This is a genomic window from Micromonospora sp. NPDC049359 (genome assembly GCF_044466585.1).
GTDB lineage: Bacteria > Actinomycetota > Actinomycetes > Mycobacteriales > Micromonosporaceae > Micromonospora.
Genome location: NZ_JBITMW010000001.1, coordinates 1,230,562 through 1,250,791, shown reverse-complemented (window position 1 = coordinate 1,250,791; position 20,230 = coordinate 1,230,562). Strand labels below are relative to the sequence as shown.

General features: G+C 72.3%; 20 protein-coding genes. 17 read left to right on the top strand and 3 right to left on the bottom strand.

Going from position 1 to position 20,230, the window contains the following annotated elements:
- Positions 1 to 18: 18 nt before the first annotated feature.
- The 5 genes from ACIBTX_RS05845 to ACIBTX_RS05825 all read left to right on the top strand — a co-directional run bounded on the left by ACIBTX_RS05845 (position 19) and on the right by ACIBTX_RS05825 (position 3,523).
- Positions 19 to 198: an NUDIX domain-containing protein gene (locus ACIBTX_RS05845; protein ID WP_363660854.1), complete on the top strand. Its 180-nt coding sequence runs from the start codon at positions 19 to 21 to the stop codon at positions 196 to 198.
- Positions 195 to 962, top strand: a complete 768-nt coding sequence (locus tag ACIBTX_RS05840) for a hypothetical protein (RefSeq protein ID WP_396832089.1) — start codon at positions 195 to 197, stop codon at positions 960 to 962. The genes ACIBTX_RS05845 and ACIBTX_RS05840 overlap by 4 nt, the downstream gene beginning before the upstream one ends.
- A gap of 77 nt (positions 963 to 1,039) precedes the next feature.
- Positions 1,040 to 1,771, top strand: coding sequence for a phosphocholine cytidylyltransferase family protein (locus ACIBTX_RS05835; protein WP_357131571.1), 732 nt, complete (start codon positions 1,040 to 1,042; stop codon positions 1,769 to 1,771).
- A complete protein-coding gene (locus ACIBTX_RS05830) occupies positions 1,759 to 2,826 on the top strand; it encodes an iron-containing alcohol dehydrogenase family protein (RefSeq protein ID WP_357131568.1) in 1,068 nt (355 codons plus the stop codon). The genes ACIBTX_RS05835 and ACIBTX_RS05830 overlap by 13 nt, the downstream gene beginning before the upstream one ends.
- A complete protein-coding gene (locus tag ACIBTX_RS05825) occupies positions 2,801 to 3,523 on the top strand; it encodes a CDP-alcohol phosphatidyltransferase family protein (RefSeq protein WP_357131565.1) in 723 nt (240 codons plus the stop codon). Before ACIBTX_RS05830 ends, ACIBTX_RS05825 begins: the two co-directional genes overlap by 26 nt.
- 449 nt (positions 3,524 to 3,972) lie before the next feature.
- On the opposite strand, the gene ACIBTX_RS05820 is transcribed toward ACIBTX_RS05825, so the two are convergent.
- Positions 3,973 to 4,803, bottom strand: coding sequence for a tetratricopeptide repeat protein (locus ACIBTX_RS05820; protein ID WP_396832088.1), 831 nt, complete (start codon positions 4,801 to 4,803; stop codon positions 3,973 to 3,975).
- 483 nt (positions 4,804 to 5,286) lie between these two features.
- Between ACIBTX_RS05820 and ACIBTX_RS05815 the strand changes: the two genes are divergently transcribed.
- Both ACIBTX_RS05815 and ACIBTX_RS05810 read left to right on the top strand, forming a co-directional pair.
- Complete coding sequence (locus ACIBTX_RS05815; protein ID WP_357131559.1) at positions 5,287 to 5,409, top strand: hypothetical protein; 123 nt, start codon at positions 5,287 to 5,289, stop codon at positions 5,407 to 5,409.
- Positions 5,410 to 5,506: 97 nt separating this feature from the next.
- Positions 5,507 to 6,595 carry a tetratricopeptide repeat protein gene (locus tag ACIBTX_RS05810; RefSeq protein ID WP_396832087.1) on the top strand — a complete coding sequence of 363 codons (1,089 nt, stop codon included), beginning with the start codon at positions 5,507 to 5,509 and terminating at the stop codon, positions 6,593 to 6,595.
- A gap of 30 nt (positions 6,596 to 6,625) precedes the next feature.
- On the opposite strand, the gene ACIBTX_RS05805 is transcribed toward ACIBTX_RS05810, so the two are convergent.
- On the bottom strand, positions 6,626 to 7,900 hold the full coding sequence (locus ACIBTX_RS05805; RefSeq protein WP_357131553.1) for a glycosyltransferase: 1,275 nt from the start codon (positions 7,898 to 7,900) through the stop codon (positions 6,626 to 6,628).
- A 24-nt stretch (positions 7,901 to 7,924) separates the two neighbouring features.
- On the opposite strand from ACIBTX_RS05805, the gene ACIBTX_RS05800 reads away from it, so the two are divergent.
- The 5 genes from ACIBTX_RS05800 (at position 7,925) to ACIBTX_RS05780 (ending at position 13,364) form a co-directional block, all read left to right on the top strand.
- Entirely contained in the window at positions 7,925 to 8,785 is an 861-nt protein-coding gene (locus ACIBTX_RS05800) for a DNA-formamidopyrimidine glycosylase family protein (protein ID WP_357131550.1), read from the top strand.
- A 264-nt stretch (positions 8,786 to 9,049) separates the two neighbouring features.
- Positions 9,050 to 10,621 (top strand): sugar transferase, encoded by a 1,572-nt coding sequence (locus ACIBTX_RS05795; RefSeq protein ID WP_357131827.1) that lies wholly within the window; start codon positions 9,050 to 9,052, stop codon positions 10,619 to 10,621.
- Positions 10,622 to 10,653: 32 nt separating this feature from the next.
- Entirely contained in the window at positions 10,654 to 11,880 is a 1,227-nt protein-coding gene (locus tag ACIBTX_RS05790) for a histidine kinase (protein ID WP_363660852.1), read from the top strand.
- On the top strand, positions 11,877 to 12,635 hold the full coding sequence (locus ACIBTX_RS05785; RefSeq protein WP_053651534.1) for a LytTR family DNA-binding domain-containing protein: 759 nt from the start codon (positions 11,877 to 11,879) through the stop codon (positions 12,633 to 12,635). Before ACIBTX_RS05790 ends, ACIBTX_RS05785 begins: the two co-directional genes overlap by 4 nt.
- Positions 12,636 to 12,701: 66 nt before the next feature.
- Complete coding sequence (locus tag ACIBTX_RS05780) at positions 12,702 to 13,364, top strand: DUF5701 family protein (protein ID WP_357131542.1); 663 nt, start codon at positions 12,702 to 12,704, stop codon at positions 13,362 to 13,364.
- 28 nt (positions 13,365 to 13,392) lie between these two features.
- Here the strand turns inward: ACIBTX_RS05780 and ACIBTX_RS05775 are convergent, their stop codons facing one another.
- Positions 13,393 to 13,944 carry a Uma2 family endonuclease gene (locus ACIBTX_RS05775; protein ID WP_357131539.1) on the bottom strand — a complete coding sequence of 184 codons (552 nt, stop codon included), beginning with the start codon at positions 13,942 to 13,944 and terminating at the stop codon, positions 13,393 to 13,395.
- A gap of 183 nt (positions 13,945 to 14,127) precedes the next feature.
- Here ACIBTX_RS05775 and ACIBTX_RS05770 point away from each other — a divergent pair, with 183 nt between their 5' ends.
- The 5 genes from ACIBTX_RS05770 (at position 14,128) to ACIBTX_RS05750 (ending at position 19,957) form a co-directional block, all read left to right on the top strand.
- The gene (locus tag ACIBTX_RS05770) at positions 14,128 to 14,805 is read left to right on the top strand and encodes a response regulator transcription factor (RefSeq protein WP_355048673.1); all 678 of its coding nucleotides are present in this window, start codon (positions 14,128 to 14,130) and stop codon (positions 14,803 to 14,805) included.
- Between the two features lie 68 nt (positions 14,806 to 14,873).
- Complete coding sequence (locus tag ACIBTX_RS05765; RefSeq protein WP_357131824.1) at positions 14,874 to 15,875, top strand: HAMP domain-containing sensor histidine kinase; 1,002 nt, start codon at positions 14,874 to 14,876, stop codon at positions 15,873 to 15,875.
- A gap of 311 nt (positions 15,876 to 16,186) precedes the next feature.
- Entirely contained in the window at positions 16,187 to 17,857 is a 1,671-nt protein-coding gene (locus tag ACIBTX_RS05760) for a DUF4153 domain-containing protein (protein ID WP_396832086.1), read from the top strand.
- Positions 17,858 to 17,901: 44 nt separating this feature from the next.
- Complete coding sequence (locus ACIBTX_RS05755) at positions 17,902 to 18,315, top strand: hypothetical protein (protein ID WP_355048671.1); 414 nt, start codon at positions 17,902 to 17,904, stop codon at positions 18,313 to 18,315.
- Position 18,316: 1 nt separating this feature from the next.
- Complete coding sequence (locus ACIBTX_RS05750) at positions 18,317 to 19,957, top strand: cation acetate symporter (RefSeq protein WP_357131532.1); 1,641 nt, start codon at positions 18,317 to 18,319, stop codon at positions 19,955 to 19,957.
- Positions 19,958 to 20,230: the final 273 nt, after the last annotated feature.

Below are 20,230 nucleotides of genomic sequence, written 5' to 3'. Positions count from 1 at the left end.
GCTCGCTACTGTCGACGCGTGTCCACCGAGCCCCTGCGCTGCGCCGGCGCGTTGATCGTCGACCGCGACGGCCGCATCTTCTTCCAGCGCCGCTCACCACACCGGCGCCTGTTTCCCGACTGGTGGGACATCGTCGGCGGCCTGATCCGGCGGATCGCGGAGGAGGGCTTCGCGCTCCTGCGGTCGATCGGCCGGTGAACAGCGTCGCGCTGCCGCCGCACCGGATCGCCGGACTGCTCGCCCCGGCCGTGGACCGCACCTTCCGCGCCACCATGCTCGCCGGCCACCACGGCGGTGGGGCCGAGTTGTCCCAGCGTTACGGCGGGGCGGCGGCGAGCGGTTTCCTCGTCGACCTGCGCACCCGACTGGCCGCGCCCGGTGGCGCTGTCGACGGGGCGGGGTTCGCGGCGATCACCAGGTACCGGGATCCGATCGCCTGCCGACGAGCCGTGGACAAGCAGGTGGCCCACGCGATGATCTACCGGAGCCCGGACGGCGCCCTCTCCGCCACCGAGCGCGGTGCCGCCTTCCTCGGCGAGCTGTACCAGGTGCACGCCGAGGTCACCGAGGAACTGTGGTCCGGGCACGACGAGCGGGTGGCGCGACTGGTCGCCGTGCTCGGACGGCTGGTGGCGTACGCCCTCGTGCTGGCCGACGAGGAGGGGACCCGGAGCGGCTCCGCCTTCGCCGCGCTCGCGCCCCCGCACGAGCCGGACGGCACCCCGCCCGGTGTGCTGCTGCTCAACCGCCTCGGCGCGCTGCGCTACCACCGGGCGGACGCGCACGCCGCCGCCTGGACCGCCGCCGGGCACACCGCGTCCAGCGTCACCGCCCTGCCACCCGGTCCGGAGCGGCTCGCCATCGAGCTGGAGACCGACCGCCGGGCCGCCGGGCCGTACGCCGTGCTCGCCGCCGAGGAGCGGCTGACCATGCTGGCCGACCTCGCGGCGCTGCCCGGCTGACCGGTTGGCCGGAGTCGCCGGGCTTGCCGGGGCTATCCTCCACCGGTGACGGCAGCAGGACGAGGGAGGATGTCGCGATGATCGGAATGGTGCTCGCGGCCGGGGCGGGGCGCCGGCTGCGCCCGTACACCGACACGCTGCCGAAGGCGCTCGTGCCGGTGGACGGCGAGATCACGATCCTGGACATCGCGCTGGGCAACCTCGCCGAGGTCGGGCTCACCGACATCGTGATCGTGGTCGGCTACGCGGCGGACGCGGTCCTCGTGCGGCAGGCCGAGCTGGAGAAGAAGTACGGGGTCACGCTCACCCTGGTGCACAACGACAAGGCCGAGGAGTGGAACAACGCGTACTCCCTCTGGCTGGCCCGGGAGCACTTCGCGCGCGGCGTGCTGCTGGTCAACGGCGACACCGTGCACCCGGTGAGCGTGGAGAAGACCCTGCTGGCCGAGCGCGGACCGGGCATCCTGCTCGCGGTGGACACCCTCAAGCCGCTGGCCGAGGAGGAGATGAAGACCACCTTCGACGCCGCCGGCCAGCTCACCCGGATCACCAAGATCATGGATCCGGGCGAGGCGTACGGGGAGTACATCGGCGCGACGCTGATCGAGCCGCAGGTCGCCGACGCGCTCGCCGACGCCCTCGAGGCGACCTGGCGGCGGGACCCGAACCTCTACTACGAGGACGGCTACCAGGAGTTCGCCGACCGTGGTGGCGAGGTCCGGGCCGCGCCGATCGGTGACGTCCCGTGGGTCGAGGTCGACAACCACGCCGACCTGGCCCGCGCGCGGGAGATCGCGTGCCGCTACTAGCCCGGAGCGTCCTCACCCCGCTGCACATCGACGTGCGACGCGGGGCGGTCGCCGACCTGGCCGCGATCCTGGCCGACGGGCGGATCTCCTCCGGCGGCGACGTCGCGGTGGTGCTCGGCCCGGGTCAGGGCGCCCAGATCGCCGAGCTGATCCAACCGTCGCTGCGCTCGGCGGACGTCTTCACCGTCTCCGGCGGGACGCTCGAGGCCGCCGACGACCTGGGCGGCAAGCTCCGCACCCGCTCGTACGACGCGGTCGTCGGCATCGGCGGTGGCAAGACGATAGACGTCGCCAAGTACGCCGCCACCCGCCGAGGGCTGCCGATGGTGTCGGTGGCGACCAGCCTCGCCAACGACGGGATCGGCTCCCCGGTGGCCAGCCTCATCACGGACGGGATCAAGGGCTCCTACGGGGTGCACATCCCGATCGCGGTGATCGTTGACCTGGACTTCGTGGAGAGCGGCCCGGACCGGCACAACCGGGCCGGCATCGGCGACGTGGTCAGCAACATCAGCGCGCTGGCCGACTGGGAGCTGGCCCGGCAGGTACGCGGTGAGCCGGTCGATGGACTGGCCGCCTCGCTCTCCCGGGCGGGCGCCGAAGCGGTGCTCAACCACCCCGGCGACATGAGCGACGACTCCTTCGTGACCGTCCTCGCCGAAGCGTTGATCTCCAGCGGCCTGGCGATGGCGGTCTGCGGCACCAGCCGTCCGTCCAGCGGCGGCTGCCACGAGATCATGCACGCGGTCGACTCCCTCTTCCCCGGCACCGCCTCGCACGGCGAGCTGGCCGGGCTGGGGGCGTTGTTCTGTACCTGGCTGCGCGGTGACCAACGCCGCTTCGCGGAGATGTCCGCCTGCCTCGCCCGGCACGGTCTGCCCCGGCTCCCCGCCGAGGTGGCGCTCACCGACGACCAGTTCGTGGAGGCGGTGCAGTTCGCGCCGCGTACCCGCCCGGACCGGTACACCATCCTCGAGCACCTGGCCCTGTCGCCTACCGAGACGCGGGAGCGGCTGGCAGACTACGCCGGTGCAATCCGCGACCAGCTTGGCTGACCCCCGTCCCACCGTCGCCGACTTCCACCGGGTCAACCGGGGCGGCGGCCTGTTCAGCGAGTCGATCAGCCAGTGGCTCGGCGCGGTGTTCGCGCTGGTCGCGCAACGCCTCGGGCTGCGCCCGACCGCGCTGACCCTCACCAACCTGGTGCTCGGGCTGGCCACCTCGATCTCCGTGGTAGCGCTCGCCGGTCCGGTCGCCGACGGGGACGTACCGGCCTGGGTCGTCGGCCTGATCGCCCTGGTCGGCTGGCAGGTGGCGTACTCCCTGGACTGCGCCGACGGGCAGCTCGCCCGGGTGACCGGCCAGGGCAGCGCGGCCGGGGCCCGGATCGACGTGCTCTGCGACGTGGCCGCGCAGATCGCCCTGGTGGCCGCGCTGGCCGCCACCGCCGTCGCGCAGGAGCCGTCCACCCCGACCTGGCTGGTGGCCACCTTCGCGGGCACCTGGATGGTCAACCTGGTCACCTCGGTGATGCAGGCCGGCCCGAACGCCGCCAGCATGGTCACCTCGACCTCGCTGCCCGTACGCCTCGTGAAGCTGGTCCGCGACTACGGCGCGGTCGTCTTCGTGGCCGCCCTGGTCCTCGCCGCAGCGCCCGCGCTGGCGCTCTGGGTGCTTGTCGCGTTCACCATCGTCAACGGCGGCTTCCTGCTGGCGAGCATCGCCTTCTCCGCCCGCGCCTCGCTGCGCTGACCCCACCCCCGCCGCGTTCCGCAAGATCCGCAGCCTCCCTGCGCTGACCCGCCTGCGGCTGCGTTTCACAAGATCCGCACAACTTCCCCGAAACTGCTGCCTCCTGGATGTGGGAGGCAGCAGTTTCCCTGATGTCGTGTAGATCTTGCCGCGCCCGTGCGCCCGAAACGACCGCAGTGGTGTCCTGACCCGACGCCCGCCGACAAGATCGTGCTCGAACCAGGAAACAGTGCCATCCAGTCGCCCCGAGGCCACTAGCTCCTGGTTCGAGCACGATCTCGCGGGGGCGCGGGGGCGCGGGGGCGCGGGGGCGCGGGGGCGCGGGGGCGCGGGGGCGCGGGGGCGCGGGGGCGCGGGGGCGCGGGGGCGCGGGGTGTCGGCGTGTGGGTCGACGGAAGGCAACCCGTTGGCATCGGGGCGTCTCGTCTTCGCCGTCGGCAGCGCTGCCCTCACGGTCCCGCAGGCGGTTCAGAACCGCGGTCTTCCGCGCGTTGTTGGCGGAGTTGTTCGAGGATGGCGGTGTCGGCTTCGAGGTCGGGGTGGTCGACCTGCCGGTCGAGGTCGACGACCTGTTCGAGTTCCCGGATCGCCTGGTCGAGGTCACCCCCCGCCCGGTGGGCCATCGCGATGTTGTACCGGGTGACGGCTTCGCCGGCCCGGTCGCCCACCTCCCGCTGGATGGGCAGGGCCTGGTGATAGTGGTCCAGAGCCCGCTGCCGATCCCCTGAACCGGCGTACACGTGGCCGATGTTGCTGAGGGTGGTGGCTTCGCCGGCCTGGTCGCCGACCTCCCGCGTAATGGGGAGGGCCTGGTGATAGTGGTCCAGGGCCTGCTGCCGATCCCCTGAAGCGGCGTACGCGTGGCCGATGTTGCTGAGGGTGGTGGCTTCGACGGCCCGGTCGCCGACCTCCCGCGTAATGGGGAGGGCCTGGTGGTAGTAGTCGAAGGCCCGCTGCCGATCCCCCAACCGGCTGTACACGTGGCCGATGTTGTTGAGGGCGGTAGCTTCGCCGGCCCGGGCGCCGACCTCCCTCAGGATGGGCAAGGCCTGGTGGTAGTGGTCGAGGGCCCGCTGCCGATCCCCCAACCGGTTGTAGACGCTGCCGATGTTGTTGAGGGCGGCGGCTTCGCCGACCCGGTCGCCGGCCTGCTGGTACAAGGTCAGGGCCTGCTGGTAGTCCTCCAGTGCCGGCCAGGGCCGACCGGTCGACGACCGGGCCCAGCCACGCTGATAGAGGGCATCGGCGTCCGGGCCGAGGGTCAGGGTCGCGGTAGCCATGGCCTCGACCGCGGCGAACCGCGACGTATCCAGCCACACCTGACACACGCGGGCACCGAGGTCCCGGGCGATCGCCGGCAGCCGACCAGCGACAGCAAGCCGATGCACCTCCACGTGTCGGGCGACGGTGGTCGCCGCAGCGGGGGCGACGGGGCGCGGTCGCGGCGTTCCCCGACCCGCCATGCCCGACCCACCTCGCTCCTCCTGCTGCTACCGGTTGCCGACGCGGCGGTTGCCGAGGGTCGGACCGCGACACCACCGGCATGCGGCGGTGGCATCGGCCGTCATTGTTCTTCCCACGATGGCCGGGATGCGCTAAGCGCGTCGGAAACCCGTCACCTGAGGCGGACTCATCGAGCGGTCCCGGGAAGCGGATGAAACGTACAGTAGCCGCCAAGGTCCGCCCGTCGATCACTTAGCCGAGGCCGGACGTGGGCGGTCCTGGGCCGGCTTGACCGGGCGTACCGGGGGAGGGCGCGGGCGATGGGAAACGCCACGGTGCAGGTGTCCGGGGCGCAAGCCGCGAGCTGGGCGGCGGAGCTGCGGGCCGCGCTGGTCGGGGCCGTGGGGCCGAACGACAGCGTCGCCCCTTCCGATGGCCACTGACCCGAGGGACCTCGCCCGATGGGTCGAGGTGCATCGGCTTGCTGTCGTCGGGCGGCAGCCGGCGATCGCCGGGGATGTCGGTGCCCGGGTGTGTCAGGTGTGGCTGGATACGTCGCGGTTCGCGGCGGTCGAGGCCATGGCCACCGCGACCCTGACCCTCGGCCCGGACGCCGACGCCCTCTATCGGCGTGGCTGGGCGCGGGCGTCAACCGGTCGGCCCTGGCCGGCACTGGAGGACTACCAGCAGGCCCTGACCTTGTACCAGCAGGCCGGCAACCGGGCCGGCGAAGCCGCCGCCCTCAACAACATCGGCAGCGTGTACGACAAGCTGGGGGATCGGCGGCTGGCTCTCGACCACTACCACCAAGCCCTCCCCATCCTGAGGGAGGTCGGCAACCGGGCCGGCGAGGCCGCCACCCTCAACAACATCGGCCACGTGTACAACCGGTTGGGGGATCGGCGGCAGGCTCTCGACCACTACCACCAAGCCCTCCCCATTGGTAGGGAGGTCGGCGACCGGGCCGGCGAAGCCGCCACCCTCAACAACATCGGCCTCGCGTACCACGGTTTAGGGGATCGGCAGCAGGCCCTCGACCACTACCAGCAAGCCCTCCCCATCCAGCGGAACGTCGGCAACCGGGCCGGTGAAGCCGCCACCCTCAACAACATCGGCAGCGTCCACAACAGTTTGGGGGATCGGCAGCAGGCCCTCGACCACTACCACCAGGCTTTCGGCATTGCGCGGGAAGTCGGCGACCGGGCCGGCGAAGCCACCATCCTCAACAACATCGGCCACGTGTACGACGGTTTAGGGGATCGGCAGCAGGCCCTCGACCACTACCAGCAGGCCCTCCCCATCCAGCGGAACGTCGGCAACCGGGCCGGCGAAGCCGTCACCCTCAACAACATCGGCAGCGTTCACAACCGGTTGGGGGATCGGCAACAGGCCCTCGACCACTACCACCAAGCCCTCTTTATCCAGCGGGAGGTCGGCGACCGGGCCGGCGAAGCCGTCACTCGGTACAACATCGCGATGGCCCACGGGGCGGGGGGTGACCTCGACCAGGCGATCCGGGAACTCGAACACGTCGTCGACCTGGACCGGCAGGTCGACCGCCCCGACCTCGAAGCCGACACCGCCCTCCTCGAACAACTCCGCCAACAACGCTCCCTGCCCAACACCTGAGCGGTGATCAACCTTTCGGCAGGTTCGGGGTCAACGGCGGCGGGCCACGTCGGCGTAGATGTCCAGGTGGCGCTTGATGACCACGTCGGGGTGAAACGTCTGCTCGTACCGCAGCCGGGCCGGTGCGGCGAGCGCGGCGGCGCCAGCCCGCGCGACCGGGAGCGCTGCGGCCAACGCGGCCGGGTCCGGCGGGACCACCCAGCCGGCGGTGCCGGTGACCAGGCCGGCCGGCACCGCAGGCGGACCTGCCGGCGGCGGGGAATGGCCGGCGACGGCGGAGGCGATCTCGGCGGGCCCGGTGCCGGCGGGCTCGTGCGGGGCGTCGGCCCCGACCAGGTACGGAATGCCGCCCAGCGCCGTCCCCAGCACCGGCCGGCCGCTCGCCAACGCCTCGATGATCACGGTGGGCAGCACGTCGTGCCACATCGCGGCGGCGATCACCACCGCGCTCGCCTCGACTGCGGCCTGCACGCCGGCCCGGTCGAGCTGACCGAGGTAGACCACGTCGGGTCGTTCGGCGGCGGCTGCCTCCACGAGCGGGCGCAGCTCGCCGTCACCGGCCACCCGCAGCGTGCCCAGCGAACCCACCGGGTGCCGCCGCCAGGCGTCCAGCAGCAGGTCGACGCCCTTCTCGGGGGAGAGCCGGGCCAGGTAGAGGAACCCGTCACCCAGCGGCGACGGTCGGCCCGGGTCGGGGATCGCGTTCGGCTTCACGACGATCCGGTCGTCCGGGATGCCGTAGTCGCGGAGGTGGTCGGCGATGGCCGTGGTGAGCGCGATGTACCGGTCCACGGAGCGCCAGGTGCCCCGGTGCACGGCCAGGGTGGTCGCCATCAGCGCGCTCTGCGCCGCCGAGTCGCGGTAGCACCGGTGCCTGATCGCCGGCACGCCCAGCGCCCGGCCCTTGCAGTCCTGGCAGATCACCCCGTCGCGGAAGTAGATCCCCGAGGAGCAGACCTGCCGGTAGTTGTGCACCGTCTGCACCACCGGCACGCCGTGCCGGTGCGCGGTCCGCACCACCCAGGGCGAGATCAGAGGGTACGGGTTGTGCAGGTGCAGGACGTCCGGTCGGTGCTCGGTGAGCAGCCGGCTCAGGTCCTGCTGTGCGCGGGGCGCCCAGATCGGTGAGATCGGCAGCAGCGCCTTGGCGGCCTTCGACATCGAGGGGATCTCGTCCGAGCTGCGGATGAAGGGCAGCACCTCGACACCGGCGGCGGTGAGCTGGGCGATCTCCGCGTCGACGATGGTGTTCTCGCCGGAGGGCTGAGCTTCCCGGTACCGGTTGTGCGCCACCACGATTCTCACGGGAAAGAAGGCTACCGTTGGCTGGTGCCCGAACTACCGGAGGTTGAAGCGCTCGCGGGTTACCTGCGGCAGCGCGCGGTGGGGCGGCGTGTCGACCGGCTGGAGATCGCCGCGATCAGCGCCCTGAAGACGTACGATCCGGCACCCACCGCCGTCGCCGGCAAGGCGGTGGTCGACGCCCGTCGGCACGGCAAGTTCCTCGACGTGGTGATCGAGGGTGACCTGCATCTCGTGGTTCATCTGGCCCGGGCAGGCTGGCTGCACTACCGGGAGGCGTTCCCGGCCACCACCCCGTTGCGCCCCGGCAAGGGCCCGATCGCCGTGCGGGTCCGGCTCGACGACGGCTCCGGCTTCGACCTCACCGAGGCCGGTACGCAGAAGAAGCTGGCCGCCTACCTGGTCACCGACCCGGCGGCGGTACCCGGGGTGGCCAAGCTGGGGCCGGACGCGCTCGCCGCCGACCTGCCCACCTTCGCCGAGCGGCTGCGCAGCCGACGCGGGCAGGTCAAGGGGGTGCTGACCGACCAGTCGGTGCTGTCCGGGGTGGGCAACGCGTACTCCGACGAGATCCTGCACGCCGCGAAGCTGTCTCCGTTCGCGATCACCGATCGGCTCACGGACGCCCAGCTCGCCACCCTGCACGCGGCGACACGGCAGGTGCTCGGGGACGCCGTCGAGCGGTCCCTCGGTCAGCGTGCCGCCGAACTCAAGGGCGAGAAGCGATCCGGGTTGAAGGTGCACGCCCGTACCGGCCTGCCCTGCCCGGTCTGTGGCGACACCGTCCGGGAAGTCTCGTTCGCCGACTCGAGCCTGCAGTACTGCGCCACCTGTCAGACCGGCGGCAAGCCGCTGGCTGACCGACGGTTGTCCCGTCTCGTACGGTGAGTAATCCCACGAGGCGACTACAGAGCGGAATCGACCCGAGTGAGCCGAACCTCCGGTCCACCGTTCTCGCCACAGGCGTATCCATCGGTATAGTGGCCCGGTCCCCGGCTTCTGAAATGGTGCGGAGCCGGCCAGATCCCGCCGACACCATCGGTCGCCAATCTCCTGCGGGGCGGCGACCGGCCGGAGCCCGCGTGGGAGACTGGGACGGTGGGCGACCCGGGCCCTCACGGCGAGTGAGCGGCACGTGTCATGCGGGAGGACATGGGTGAGGTGACGGCAAGCCTCCAGCGCCCGGTATCCAACGAAGGCCGGAGCAGACTCGTGCGGCACGTCGACAGCTTCGAGATCCAGCCGCCGACGCCGCCGTCACACAACGGCGTCCCTCGGTCGGCGTGGGCCAGGGCGCGACGACGTGTCTCCCGTTGGCACCGCCCCTACACCGCGATCCTGCTGCTGCTCGACTTCGGCGCGGCGGCGTTCGCCAGTTGGATCGCGATCCAACTCTTCGACCAGGCCGCCTCGGGTTTCTCGGGCACCAACCAGGACCCGACCTGGTTCCACACCATCTCCTACCTCCTGCTGCCGCTGGGCTGGGTGGTCATCCTCTGGAGCAACCGGGCGTACGACCGGCGCTATCTGGGGCTCGGCCCGGACGAGTTCAAGCGGGTCATCAGGGCCGCGGTCACGGTGGCGGCCAGCGTCTCCTTCCTCGCCTTCGCCACCAAGACCGCGCTGTCGCGGTGGACGGTGGGCACGGCGCTGCTCGGGGCGCTGCTGCTGATCCTGTGGGGCCGTTTCGTGGCCCGCTGGGCGCTGCACTACATCCGTCGGCGGGCCGGTCAGGCCGCGCACCGGATGGTGCTGGTCGGCACCCTGCCGGAGTGCCTGGAGGTCTACGCGGCGGTCACCCGTAGCCCGGCCGCCGGCCTGATGCCGGTCGCCATCCACATCACCGACGGCTACGCGGCGGCCCGCGGGGTGCCGACACCGGTGCCGGTGCACTCGGGCCGGGACGTCCTGGCCCTGGTCCGCGAGGTCGGCGGGGACACCATCGCCGTGTGCGGGTCGGCCAGCGCCGAGCCGGGCGAGCTGCGCCGACTGGCCTGGCAGCTCGAAGGCTCCGGGGTCGATCTCGTGGTCGCCCCGCAGTTGACCGACATCGCCGGCCCGCGTGTGCACATCCGGCCGATCGAGGGTCTGCCGCTGCTGCACGTCGAGGAGCCGACGCTCTCCGGGCCGGCGCTGCTGGCCAAGAACCTGATGGACCGGGTCGCCGCCGGCCTGGGCCTGCTGCTGCTGATCCCGCTCTTCATCTCGATCGCGGTGGCGATCCGAATCTCCGACCGCGGGCCGGTCTTCTTCCGCCAGCCCCGGGTGGGGCACGAGGGACGCACGTTCCGGGTGTGGAAGTTCCGGACGATGTACGTCGACGCCGAGGACCGGCTGGCCAGCCTCACCGACCAGAACGAGACCGACGGCATGCTGTTCAAGATGAAGCAGGACCCCCGGGTCTTCCCGGTGGGTCGCTTCCTGCGGGCCTCGTCGCTGGACGAGCTGCCGCAGTTGATCAACGTGCTCTGGGGTGAGATGTCGCTGGTCGGACCGCGCCCGCTGCCCGCCGACGACGGCGACTTCCTGGGCGACGTGCGACGCCGGCTGCTGGTGCGCCCCGGCATGACCGGGCTGTGGCAGGTCTCCGGCCGCTCCGACCTGTCGTGGGACGAGGCCGTCCGGCTCGACCTCTACTACGTCGACAACTGGTCGCTGGCGTACGACCTCAGCATCCTGTGGCGGACGGTCGGTGTGGTGCTCGCCCGCAAGGGCGCCTACTAGCGCGGGCGGCGGCGAGCCGTCAGGATCGCTGCGTGGGTGGCAACCTCTCCGCCGTCGTCGGCGTCGTCTCGCTGGTCACCGCGCTGACCGCGGCTCTGCTGGCGGTGCTGCGACTGCGCGCCCGGCGCGGCATCGCCACCGCCACCCAGCGGGCCACCTACGAGGTGCTGCACACCGCCGGGCTGGCCGCCGAACCGCTCCGGGCGGGGCTGAGCGCGGCCGGCGCGGCGAAGGCCGTACGCCATCTGCGGGCCCTGGTGGGCGCGGTCGGGCTGGCGCTCACGGACGCCGACAAGGTGCTCGCCCTCGACGGACGCGGCACGCACCACGGCGAGCAGCTGCTGGCGGCGGCCCAGCGGTCGATCAGCTCCGGGCGGTCGACGGTGCTCGGGGAGTCCGACCTGCGCTGCGACCGGGTGGACTGCCCGATCCGGGGTGCGGTGGTCGCGCCCCTGCACGGCGCCGACGCCCGGGTGGTCGGGGCGCTGGTGGCGATCGCCGACAACGCGCCGGCGCCGGGGCTGGTGCAGGCGACCCTGGAGACCGCGCACTGGGCCGGCAACCAGCTCGCCCTGGCCGAGCTGGACTCGTCCCGGGAGCGGCTGGCGCGGGCCGAGATCCGGGCGCTGCGGGCGCAGATCAGCCCACACTTCATCTACAACGCGTTGACCGCGATCGGCTCGTTCGTCCGCACCGACCCGGAGCGCGCCCGGGAGTTGATCCTGGAGTTCGCGGAGTTCACCAGGTACTCGTTCCGGGCGCACGGGGAGTTCACCACCCTCGCCGAGGAGCTGCGGTCGATCGACCGGTACCTGACGATCGAGCGGGCCCGCTTCGGCGACCGGTTGCAGGTGCGGTTGCAGATCGCGCCGGAGGTGCTGCCGGTGACGCTGCCGTTCCTGTGCCTCCAGCCGCTGGTGGAGAACGCCGTCCGGCACGGGTTGTCCCGCAAGCCGGGCACGGGCATGGTGAGCATCGAGGCCCGGGACGCGGGCGCCGAATGCCACATCACGGTGGAGGACGACGGGGTGGGTATGGATCCGACCGCGCTGACCGCCGGCATCGCCGAGCTGGCCCGCAGCACCGGCGACCCGGGTGACGACACGGGCCAGCACGTCGGCCTCTCGAACGTCGACGAGCGGCTGCGCTCGGTCTTCGGTGATCGTTTCGGGCTGGTCGTCGAGACCGGGCTGGGCTCGGGCACGCGGGTGAGCGTGCGGGTGCCGAAGTTCCACCCGGGCGTAAGGGCCGGCTCGTGACCACCGGGTTCCTGCGGGTGTTGGCGGTGGACGACGAGCCGCCGGCACTCGACGAGTTGGCGTACCACCTGCGGGCCGATCCCCGGGTGGCCCGCCTGCACACGGCCGGGGACGCCACGGAGGCGCTGCGGCTGCTGCGCGACGGCGACGTGGACGTGGTCTTCCTGGACATCCGGATGCCCGGCCTGGACGGCATGGAGCTGGCCCGGGTGCTGCGGCGGTTCGCCCGGCCACCGGCGATCGTCTTCGTCACCGCGTACGACGACGGCGCGGTGGACGCCTTCGACCTGGGCGCCACGGACTATGTCCGCAAACCCGTACGCGCCGAACGGCTGGCCGAGTCGCTGCGGCGGGTGATCGGTTCGCGGGTGGTGCCGTCACACCCGGCGGCGCTGGCCCGCGCCGAGGAGGATCCGACCATCCCGATCGAGCTGGCCGGGACGACCCGGATGCTGCCGCGCTCGGCGGTGCGCTGGGTGGAGGCGCAGGGCGATTACGCGCGGCTGCACACCGCCGAGGGGTCGCACCTGGTACGGGTTTCGCTCGCCACGCTTGCCGAGCGTTGGGCGGACGCGGGTTTCGTGCGGGTGCACCGGTCGTACCTGGTGCAGTTGAAGTTGATCGCCGAACTGCGTCTGGTGAACTCCGGCTACGTGGTGGTGGTCGACTCCACCGAGCTGCCGGTGAGCCGGCGGCACACCCGCGAGCTGAAGGACAAGCTGGTCAGGGCGGCGAAGCAGGATTGGAGTCGCTGAACCGGGAATGCGCCCGACCATCCCGTACGTTGTACGCTAGGCCGTACGACAACCCGGGAGGCCGCCGTGCACGAAACTCCGTTCAACGCCGAGACCGAGTTCGACAGCCAGCTCGACCGCCTGCTGAAGTTGGGCTATCCGGCCCTGGCCGGGATGACCGAGAGCGCCTTCCGCGACCTGGTCGCGCCCCTGCGGGCGCGAGCGGTCGACGGTGCCGCCGGCCTGCCCGCGCCCACCGACGCCCGGGTGCCGTTCCTGCTGGTCGTCACGCGCGACCTGATCGGCGTGGAGCCCCGACTCGAACTCACCACCCTGGCCGGCAAGCGCAAGCCCGGCTTCCTCGACCGGCACTACGCCGAGGACGACCTGCCGCGCTTCGACCCCATCAAGGAGCTGGAGGTGCCCGCCGGGCCGGCGTACCTCCTCTTCGACGTCGACCGTGGTGAGGAGTTCCGCAACCTCGCCCCGGCGGCGGCCATGGAGGGTATGACCGCCCAGGATCGGCTTCCGCTCACCATCGACGAGGGGCTCGCCTTCATCACGCTGTACCCCGAGGCGCTGGCCAGCAACAGGTGCTTCTCGCTGGTCGGATCACGGTGCGGCGACAAGCGGGTGCCGGCGCTGTGGATCAGCCAGGGCGCGCCGAAGCTCGGCTGGTGCTGGTACGGCAACCCGCACACCTGGCTCGGCTCCGCCTCGGCCCGCCCCGAGCGCGTCGGCCTGGACTGAACCCGGCAACCACCGAGCAGAGGCCAGGTCAGAAGATGTCGGCGAGCGCAAGCGTGAGCGGGAACGGCTGCTCACTGCGGTAGACCTCGCCCGCTGGCATGACGACCTGCTCCCGGTAACCGCCGGGCGCGTTCACGAGCACCGTCACGGTCTGCTTGCGGGGCTCCACCAGCCAGTAGCGGGGAATGCCGGCCGCCGCGTACTCGTGCCGGTTGAGCACCAGGTCGCGGCCGGCGTTGCTCGGCGAGATCACCTCAACGACGAGGAGCACGTCGACCGGGTCGAGCGCGGCGCCACCCCGATCCATCGCGCTCTCGCGTGCGACGAACAGATCCGGAACGAAGTACGACGAGCGCTTCGCGCTGACGCCGATGTCCTGCCCGACAAGCAGACCAGCCGGTGCCTGCCGGTCGAGGATTCGGCGGAGGCGGTTGGCGACCGCGCCGTGGAAGACGTCCGCATGGGGGGACACGAGCAGGCTCCCGTCGAAGATCTCGTAGACCTGGTTGTCCTCGGGGAGGGCCTGGAGGTCGTCCACCGTCCAGGCGTCACCTCGGCCGGGCCGGGCAGGGTTGGTCACCGTCACACCTCCTCTCTACCGGTCCACCCTGACAGCTCGGTTGGTCGTCCACAACGAGCCTCGGACGTTCGGGGAGGCCGGCGGCCATTACCGCCGAGTTATCCACAGGGCTGACCGGTTCTCCACAGGTTGTTCACAACGCCACCCACTGATCTCCACGGTGGCTCCCTACAGTCAGACCCCATGAAGGAACGCCGCGTCCTGGTCGTCGAGGACGAACGCACCATCGCCGAGTCGGTCGCCGCCCGACTCCGCGCCGAGGGTTTCGCGGTGGAGATCGCCACGGACGGCCCCAGCGCGGTCGAGCGGTTCCGGACCGGGCAGCCGGACCTCGTCGTCCTCGACGTGATGCTGCCCGGGTTCGACGGTCTGGAGGTGTGCCGGCGTATCCAGGCCGTCCGGCCGGTTCCGGTGCTGATGCTCACCGCCCGCGACGACGAGACCGATCTGCTGGTCGGGCTCGCCGTCGGCGCGGACGACTACCTCACCAAGCCGTTCTCGATGCGCGAGCTGGCTGCCCGCGTCCACGTGCTGCTGCGCCGGATGGAACGGGCCGCGACCCCCGCGCCACCCGCCATCCGTCTCGGCGACATCGAGATCAACGAAGCCGAACGGCGGGTTCGCCGGGCCGGCGCGGACGTGCACCTCACGCCGACCGAGTTCGACCTCCTGCTGCACCTCGCCGGGCGACCCCGGACGGTGCTTCCCCGGGAACGACTGCTCGCCGACGTGTGGGGCTGGGCCGACGGCACCGGCACCCGCACGGTGGACAGCCACGTGAAGGCCTTGCGCCGCAAACTCGGCGCCGACCTGATCCGGACCGTCCACGGCGTCGGGTACGCCCTGGAGGTTCCCGCGTGACCGGCCCGCAGGTGGACTGGCTGAACCGGGTGCTTCCCCGCCCCCTCGACCCGGTCCGCTCGATCAAGATGAAGCTCGGCGTCCTGCTGGTCGCCTCCTGGGCGGTGGCCATCGGCTACTTCTGGTACGGCATCGGCTGGCTCCCACCGGGCACGGCGATCACCGCCATCTGCATTGCGCTGGTCACCTCGCAGGTGCTCGCCCACGGGATGACCTCGCCGCTGCGCGAGATGACGGCCGCCGCCGGGGTGATGGCCCGCGGCGACTACACCCGTCGGGTACGCGCCACCTCCCGGGACGAGGTGGGCGAGCTGGCCCAGGCGTTCAACAAGATGGCCGAGGACCTGCACGCGGCGGACCAGCGGCGGCGTGAGCTGATCGCCAACGTCTCGCACGAGCTGCGGACGCCGATCACCGCGTTGCAGGGCGTACTGGAGAACATGGTGGACGGGGTGGCCGAGCCGGAGCCGGCGGCACTGCGCGCGGCGTTGTCCCAGACCGAGCGGCTCGGTCATCTCGTCGCCGACCTGCTCGACCTGTCCCGTCTCGACGCCGGGGTGGTGCCACTGCGCCGGGTCACCATCGACGTGGGGGACTTCCTCGACGAGGCGGTGGAGCACGCCACCGCCAGCGCGGCCGGCGCGGGGCTGGACGTGGACTTCCGGCTGCACGAGTTGGCGACGCCGTTGACCGTGCACGCCGACCCGTGGCGGTTGCACCAGGTGTTCACCAACCTGCTCGACAACGCGGCGCGACACAGTCCGCCGGGCGGCACCGTGCGGGTGAGCGCCGAGGAACACGCCGGCCAGCTCCACTTCGAGGTCAGCGACGAGGGACCGGGCATCCCGACGGCCGAGCGGTCGCGGGTGTTCGAACGATTCACCCGCGGCGACCGCGCCGCCGGGGGTGGAACCGGCCTCGGCCTCGCCATCGCCCGCTGGGTCGTCGAACTCCACGGCGGCCGGATCGCGGTCCTCGACCCGGTCAGCGCCGCCAAGGGCGCCCGTCCGGGCTGCCGCATCCAGGTCACCATCCCGAACAACGGCCCAGACCGAGGAGAGGTCGCATGACCACCCCTGGCAGCACTCCGCCGCCGACCAGCGGCCCGGCGACGCGAGTCGCCGAAGCACCGGCACGGCCGACCGCCAACCCGTCGGCACCGCCGACCGGAGGCCCAGCGGCACCCCGGGCCGGAGGCCCAGCCGCACCGCCGACCGGCCCTGCCGGACGGCCGCTTCCGGCCTGGCCCCAGCCGATGGCGGCTGTACCCCGGCCGCCATCGCTGATCGAGCGGCGCTGGCCAGGGCCATCGGGTGCCGCGCGCCCGCTCGTCCTGGCGGCCCTGACGGCGGCCTCCGTCCTCGGCGCGTCGACGATCACGATGATTCGTCCCGGACTCGGCTGGCTGGTGGCCGTGCTGGCCGGCACCGCCGCGCTGGCCGTCGCCGCCGTCGTTCGGGGGAAGCCGTCGACCACTCCACCCGCGTCGGCGACACCGACGCCACCGACCACCTCACCCAGTCCGACGAGTCCGGCGACCCAGCCCAGCGCAACCGGCCAGCCCAGCCCGGCTACCCCGGCCGCCCCGACGGCCCAGGTCACCTCGACCACGCCGGCCACGGCGGCCGGTCCGGCCGCTCCGACCACGCCGGCAGCCCAGGCCACGCCGACGGCCCAGGCCACGCCAACCACCCCCACCACGCCGGCGGACCAGGCCACGCCGACGGACCGGGTGACCCCGGCGGCCATCGCCCGTCCCGATGCCACGGGGGCATCGGGGCGGGCGGCGCAGGTCGTCTGGGCCGCCGCGACCGTCGCGTTGGTGGGCGTGGGTACCCTCCGGGCAGCCGGCTGGCTCTTCGCGCTCTGCCTGCTCGCCGCCGTGGTGACCGGGACGCTCGCGGTGACCGGCGGGCGGAGCCCGCTCGGGATGCTGCTGGCCGCGACCCTGCCGCCGGCCGCGACGGTACGGGCGCTCCCCTGGGCGGTACGCGGGCTGCGCGACACCCGACCGGCCGGCTCGGGGATCGCCGTCGGACGGGTCCTGACCAGCGTGGCGATCTCCGCCGGTCTGCTGATGCTGTTCGGCCTGCTCTTCTCCTCCGCCGACGCGGTCTTCGCCGACCTGGTCAGCGGCTTGTTGCCCGACATCTCGGTTCCCGGCACCATCGGGTGGACGTTCCGTCTGCTGCTGATCGGTGGCGGTCTGCTGGGTGCCGCGTACCTGGTCAGTCGACCGCCCAACCTCGACGGCCTGCGGCCTGGGCCGGCGCGGCCGGCGCACCGGCTCGAGTGGACGCTTCCGCTGGTGCTGCTCGACGCCCTGTTCGCGGCGTTCGTACTGGTCCAGTTGACGGTGCTGTTCGGTGGCTCGGGGCACGTGCTGCGCACGGCAGGGCTCACCTACGCGCAGTACGCGCGCGGCGGCTTCTGGCAACTGCTCGCCGTCACCGGGCTCACCCTGCTGGTGATCGCCGTCGCCGCCCGTCGGGCACCGAAGGCCACACGGACCGACCGGCTGCTCGTCCGCGCGCTGCTCGGGGCGCTGACCGCGCTCAGCCTGGTGATCGTCGCCTCGGCGCTCTACCGGATGCAGGTCTACGCCGACGCGTACGGCGCCACCCGCCTGCGGCTCGTCGTGGCAACCGTCGAACTGTGGCTCGGGCTGCTGTTCGTGCTGGTCGGCGTGGCCGTGGTACGGCTGCGGGCCACCTGGCTGCCCCGACTGGTGATCGGCACGGCGGTACTGGCGCTGCTCGGGCTGGCCCTGGTCAACCCCGATCGGCTGATCGCCGACCGGAACGTCGACAGGTACCTGCAGACCGGCCGGTTGGACGTCGACTACGTGTCCGGCCTCTCGGCGGACGCCGTACCCGCCCTGGCCCGGCTGCCCGAGCCGATGCGGATCTGCGCGCTGTCCCGGCTCGCCGTCGAACTGCCACGGGACGGTGTCTGGGCGACGAACCTCGGACGGGAGCGCGCCCGCCCCGAGCTGGACCGGATCCCGGTGATCGGCCCGGCCTCGCACTGCCTCGTCCCGCGTGGCTGGTGAGCGTCGACGCTTGACAATCCGGCGAGGCGGGCAAGACTGCCGGGGTGGCCAAGCAACTCCCTGACGTGGGGTCGGGCGGTGCGGTTCCGCCGCCCCGCCGGGCCCGGATCGTGTTGGCCGACATCACCCGGCGCGACACGCGCTCCGAGCGGACCCGCGCCGAGCTGGCCCAGCAGACCCAGGTCGGCGAGGCGCTGGTCCGTGGCCTGGTCCGGGCCCAGCTCGCGCTGGCGTTGCGGTTGTCGCTGGTGGTCGTCATTGGGCTGGGCGGGTTGCCCTGGCTGTTCGCCATCGCGCCGTCGCTCGGCCGGACCACCGTGGCCGGCGTCAACCTGCCCTGGCTGCTGCTCGGGGTGGCGTCGTTCCCGTTCCTGATCGCGGTGGGCTGGGCGTACGTGCGGCTGGCCGAGCGCAACGAGCAGGACTTCACCGACCTGGTGCAGCGGCCGGAGCACTGAGGTGGGCAACGACTACGTGGTTCCGGCCATCGTCGCGGTCACCCTGGTCACCGTCGGCATCGGCTTCTACGGGCTGCGGCTGGCCCGGACCACGTCAGATTTCCTGGTCGCCTCGCGGGCGATCAGTCCGACCTGGAACGCTGCCGCCATCGGTGGGGAGTACCTGTCGGCCGCGAGCTTCCTCGGCATCGCTGGCCTGGTCCTCAAGTACGGCGTGGACGTGCTCTGGTACCCGGTCGGCTTCGCCGCCGGCTACCTGGCTCTCCTGCTGTTCGTGGCCGCGCCGCTGCGCCGCTCCGGCGCGTTCACGCTGCCCGACTTCTGTGAACTACGGCTCGGGTCACGCCGCCTGCGCATCCTCGCCACCGCCTTCGTGATCTTCATCGGCTGGCTCTACCTGGTGCCGCAGTTACAGGGTGCCGGGCTCACGCTGGCCACGGTGGCCGGCTCCCCGTACCCGGTGGGTGCCCTTCTGGTCGCGGCCGTGGTCACCGCGAACGTGGCGCTCGGCGGGATGCGGGCCATCACCTTCGTCCAGGCCTTCCAGTACTGGCTCAAGTTGACCGCTCTCGCCGTACCCGTGATCTTCTTGGCGCTGCAGTGGCAGGCCGATGCCCGCCCGGCGGTGACACCGCCGGACGGGCCGACGTTCCGGGCCGCGACCACCGTCGTGGTCGAGCACCGCGCGACCCTCACCCTGGCCGACGGTGAGATTCGGGAGGTACGCCCCGGCGACGAGCTGTCGTTCGCCGCCGGTGACCCGGTGCCGGAGGTGTCCGGGGTGGCCACCGACGCGGCGGACTGGTTGCTGCCCAGCGCCGCCGGCGCCGACGACCGGGGCCTGTTCGGCACGTACTCGCTGATCCTGGCCACCTTCCTGGGCACGATGGGTCTCCCGCACGTGCTGGTCCGCTTCTACACCAACCCCGACGGCGCGGCGGCACGGCGGACGACGCTCGTGGTGCTGGCCCTGGTCGGCGTCTTCTACCTGCTACCCACCCTGTACGGGGTGCTGGGCCGGATCTACACCCCGCAACTGCTCGTCAGCGGGCAGACCGACGCGGTGGTGGTCCTGCTGCCCGGCGCGGTCCTCGGTGACGGGCTCACCGGGCGGCTGCTCGCCGCGCTGGTCTCGGCGGGAGCGTTCGCCGCCTTCCTGTCCACCTCGTCGGGCCTGCTGACCAGCGTCGCCGGGGTGATCTCGACGGACGTGCTCGGCCGCGGCTCGGTACGCGGCTTCCGCTGGGCGACCGTCATCGCCGGGGGCGTACCGGCGGTGCTGGCCCTGCACGTCTCCGGCCTGGACGTCTCACAGGTGGTCGGGTTGGCCTTCGCGGTCGCCGCGTCGAGCTTCTGCCCGCTGCTGGTGCTCGGCATCTGGTGGCGCGGTCTGACCGACCTGGGCGCGGCCGCCGGTGTGCTGGCCGGCGGCGGGGCGGCGATCGGCGCGGTGCTGGTGACCGTCCTCGGCCCGCCGCTGTCCGGCTGGCCCGCCACCCTCACCGCGCAGCCGGCCGCCTGGACGGTGCCGCTGGCCTTCACCGTGATGGTCGCGGTGTCGATGGCGACCCGCCGCCGAGCACCGGCCGACGTAGCGGCCACCATGCTCCGCCTCCACACCCCCGAAGCCCTGCGCCTGTAGCCCCCCGCCCCCCGCCCCCTCCGCCCCCCGCCCCCCCCCCGCGCCCCGCGCCCCGCGCCCCGCGCCCCGCGCCCCGCGCCCCGCGATCTTGCAGTTTCTGTGGCGACAAAGACGACATCTCACGCTTATGGACAACCGAAACTGCAAGATCGGCGCCGCGAGGGCATTGATCCACTCGGGATCACTGAAATAGGGGTGTCCGGGCGGAGGGGATACCGCAGCATCACGAAACACGAGTGGATCAAGCCGGGCGGCTACGCCTCCGGAATGATC

Coding starts and splice junctions, on each gene's coding strand:
- ACIBTX_RS05820 (WP_396832088.1), bottom strand. CDS start 4,803: ATGGCTACCGCGACCCTGACCCTCGGCCCGGACGCCGATGCCCTCTAT.
- ACIBTX_RS05765 (WP_357131824.1), top strand. CDS start 14,874: ATGAAGCTCGGCGTCCTGCTGGTCGCCTCCTGGGCGGTGGCCATCGGC.
- ACIBTX_RS05815 (WP_357131559.1), top strand. CDS start 5,287: ATGGGAAACGCCACGGTGCAGGTGTCCGGGGCGCAAGCCGCGAGCTGG.
- ACIBTX_RS05835 (WP_357131571.1), top strand. CDS start 1,040: ATGATCGGAATGGTGCTCGCGGCCGGGGCGGGGCGCCGGCTGCGCCCG.
- ACIBTX_RS05770 (WP_355048673.1), top strand. CDS start 14,128: ATGAAGGAACGCCGCGTCCTGGTCGTCGAGGACGAACGCACCATCGCC.
- ACIBTX_RS05795 (WP_357131827.1), top strand. CDS start 9,050: ATGGGTGAGGTGACGGCAAGCCTCCAGCGCCCGGTATCCAACGAAGGC.
- ACIBTX_RS05760 (WP_396832086.1), top strand. CDS start 16,187: ATGATTCGTCCCGGACTCGGCTGGCTGGTGGCCGTGCTGGCCGGCACC.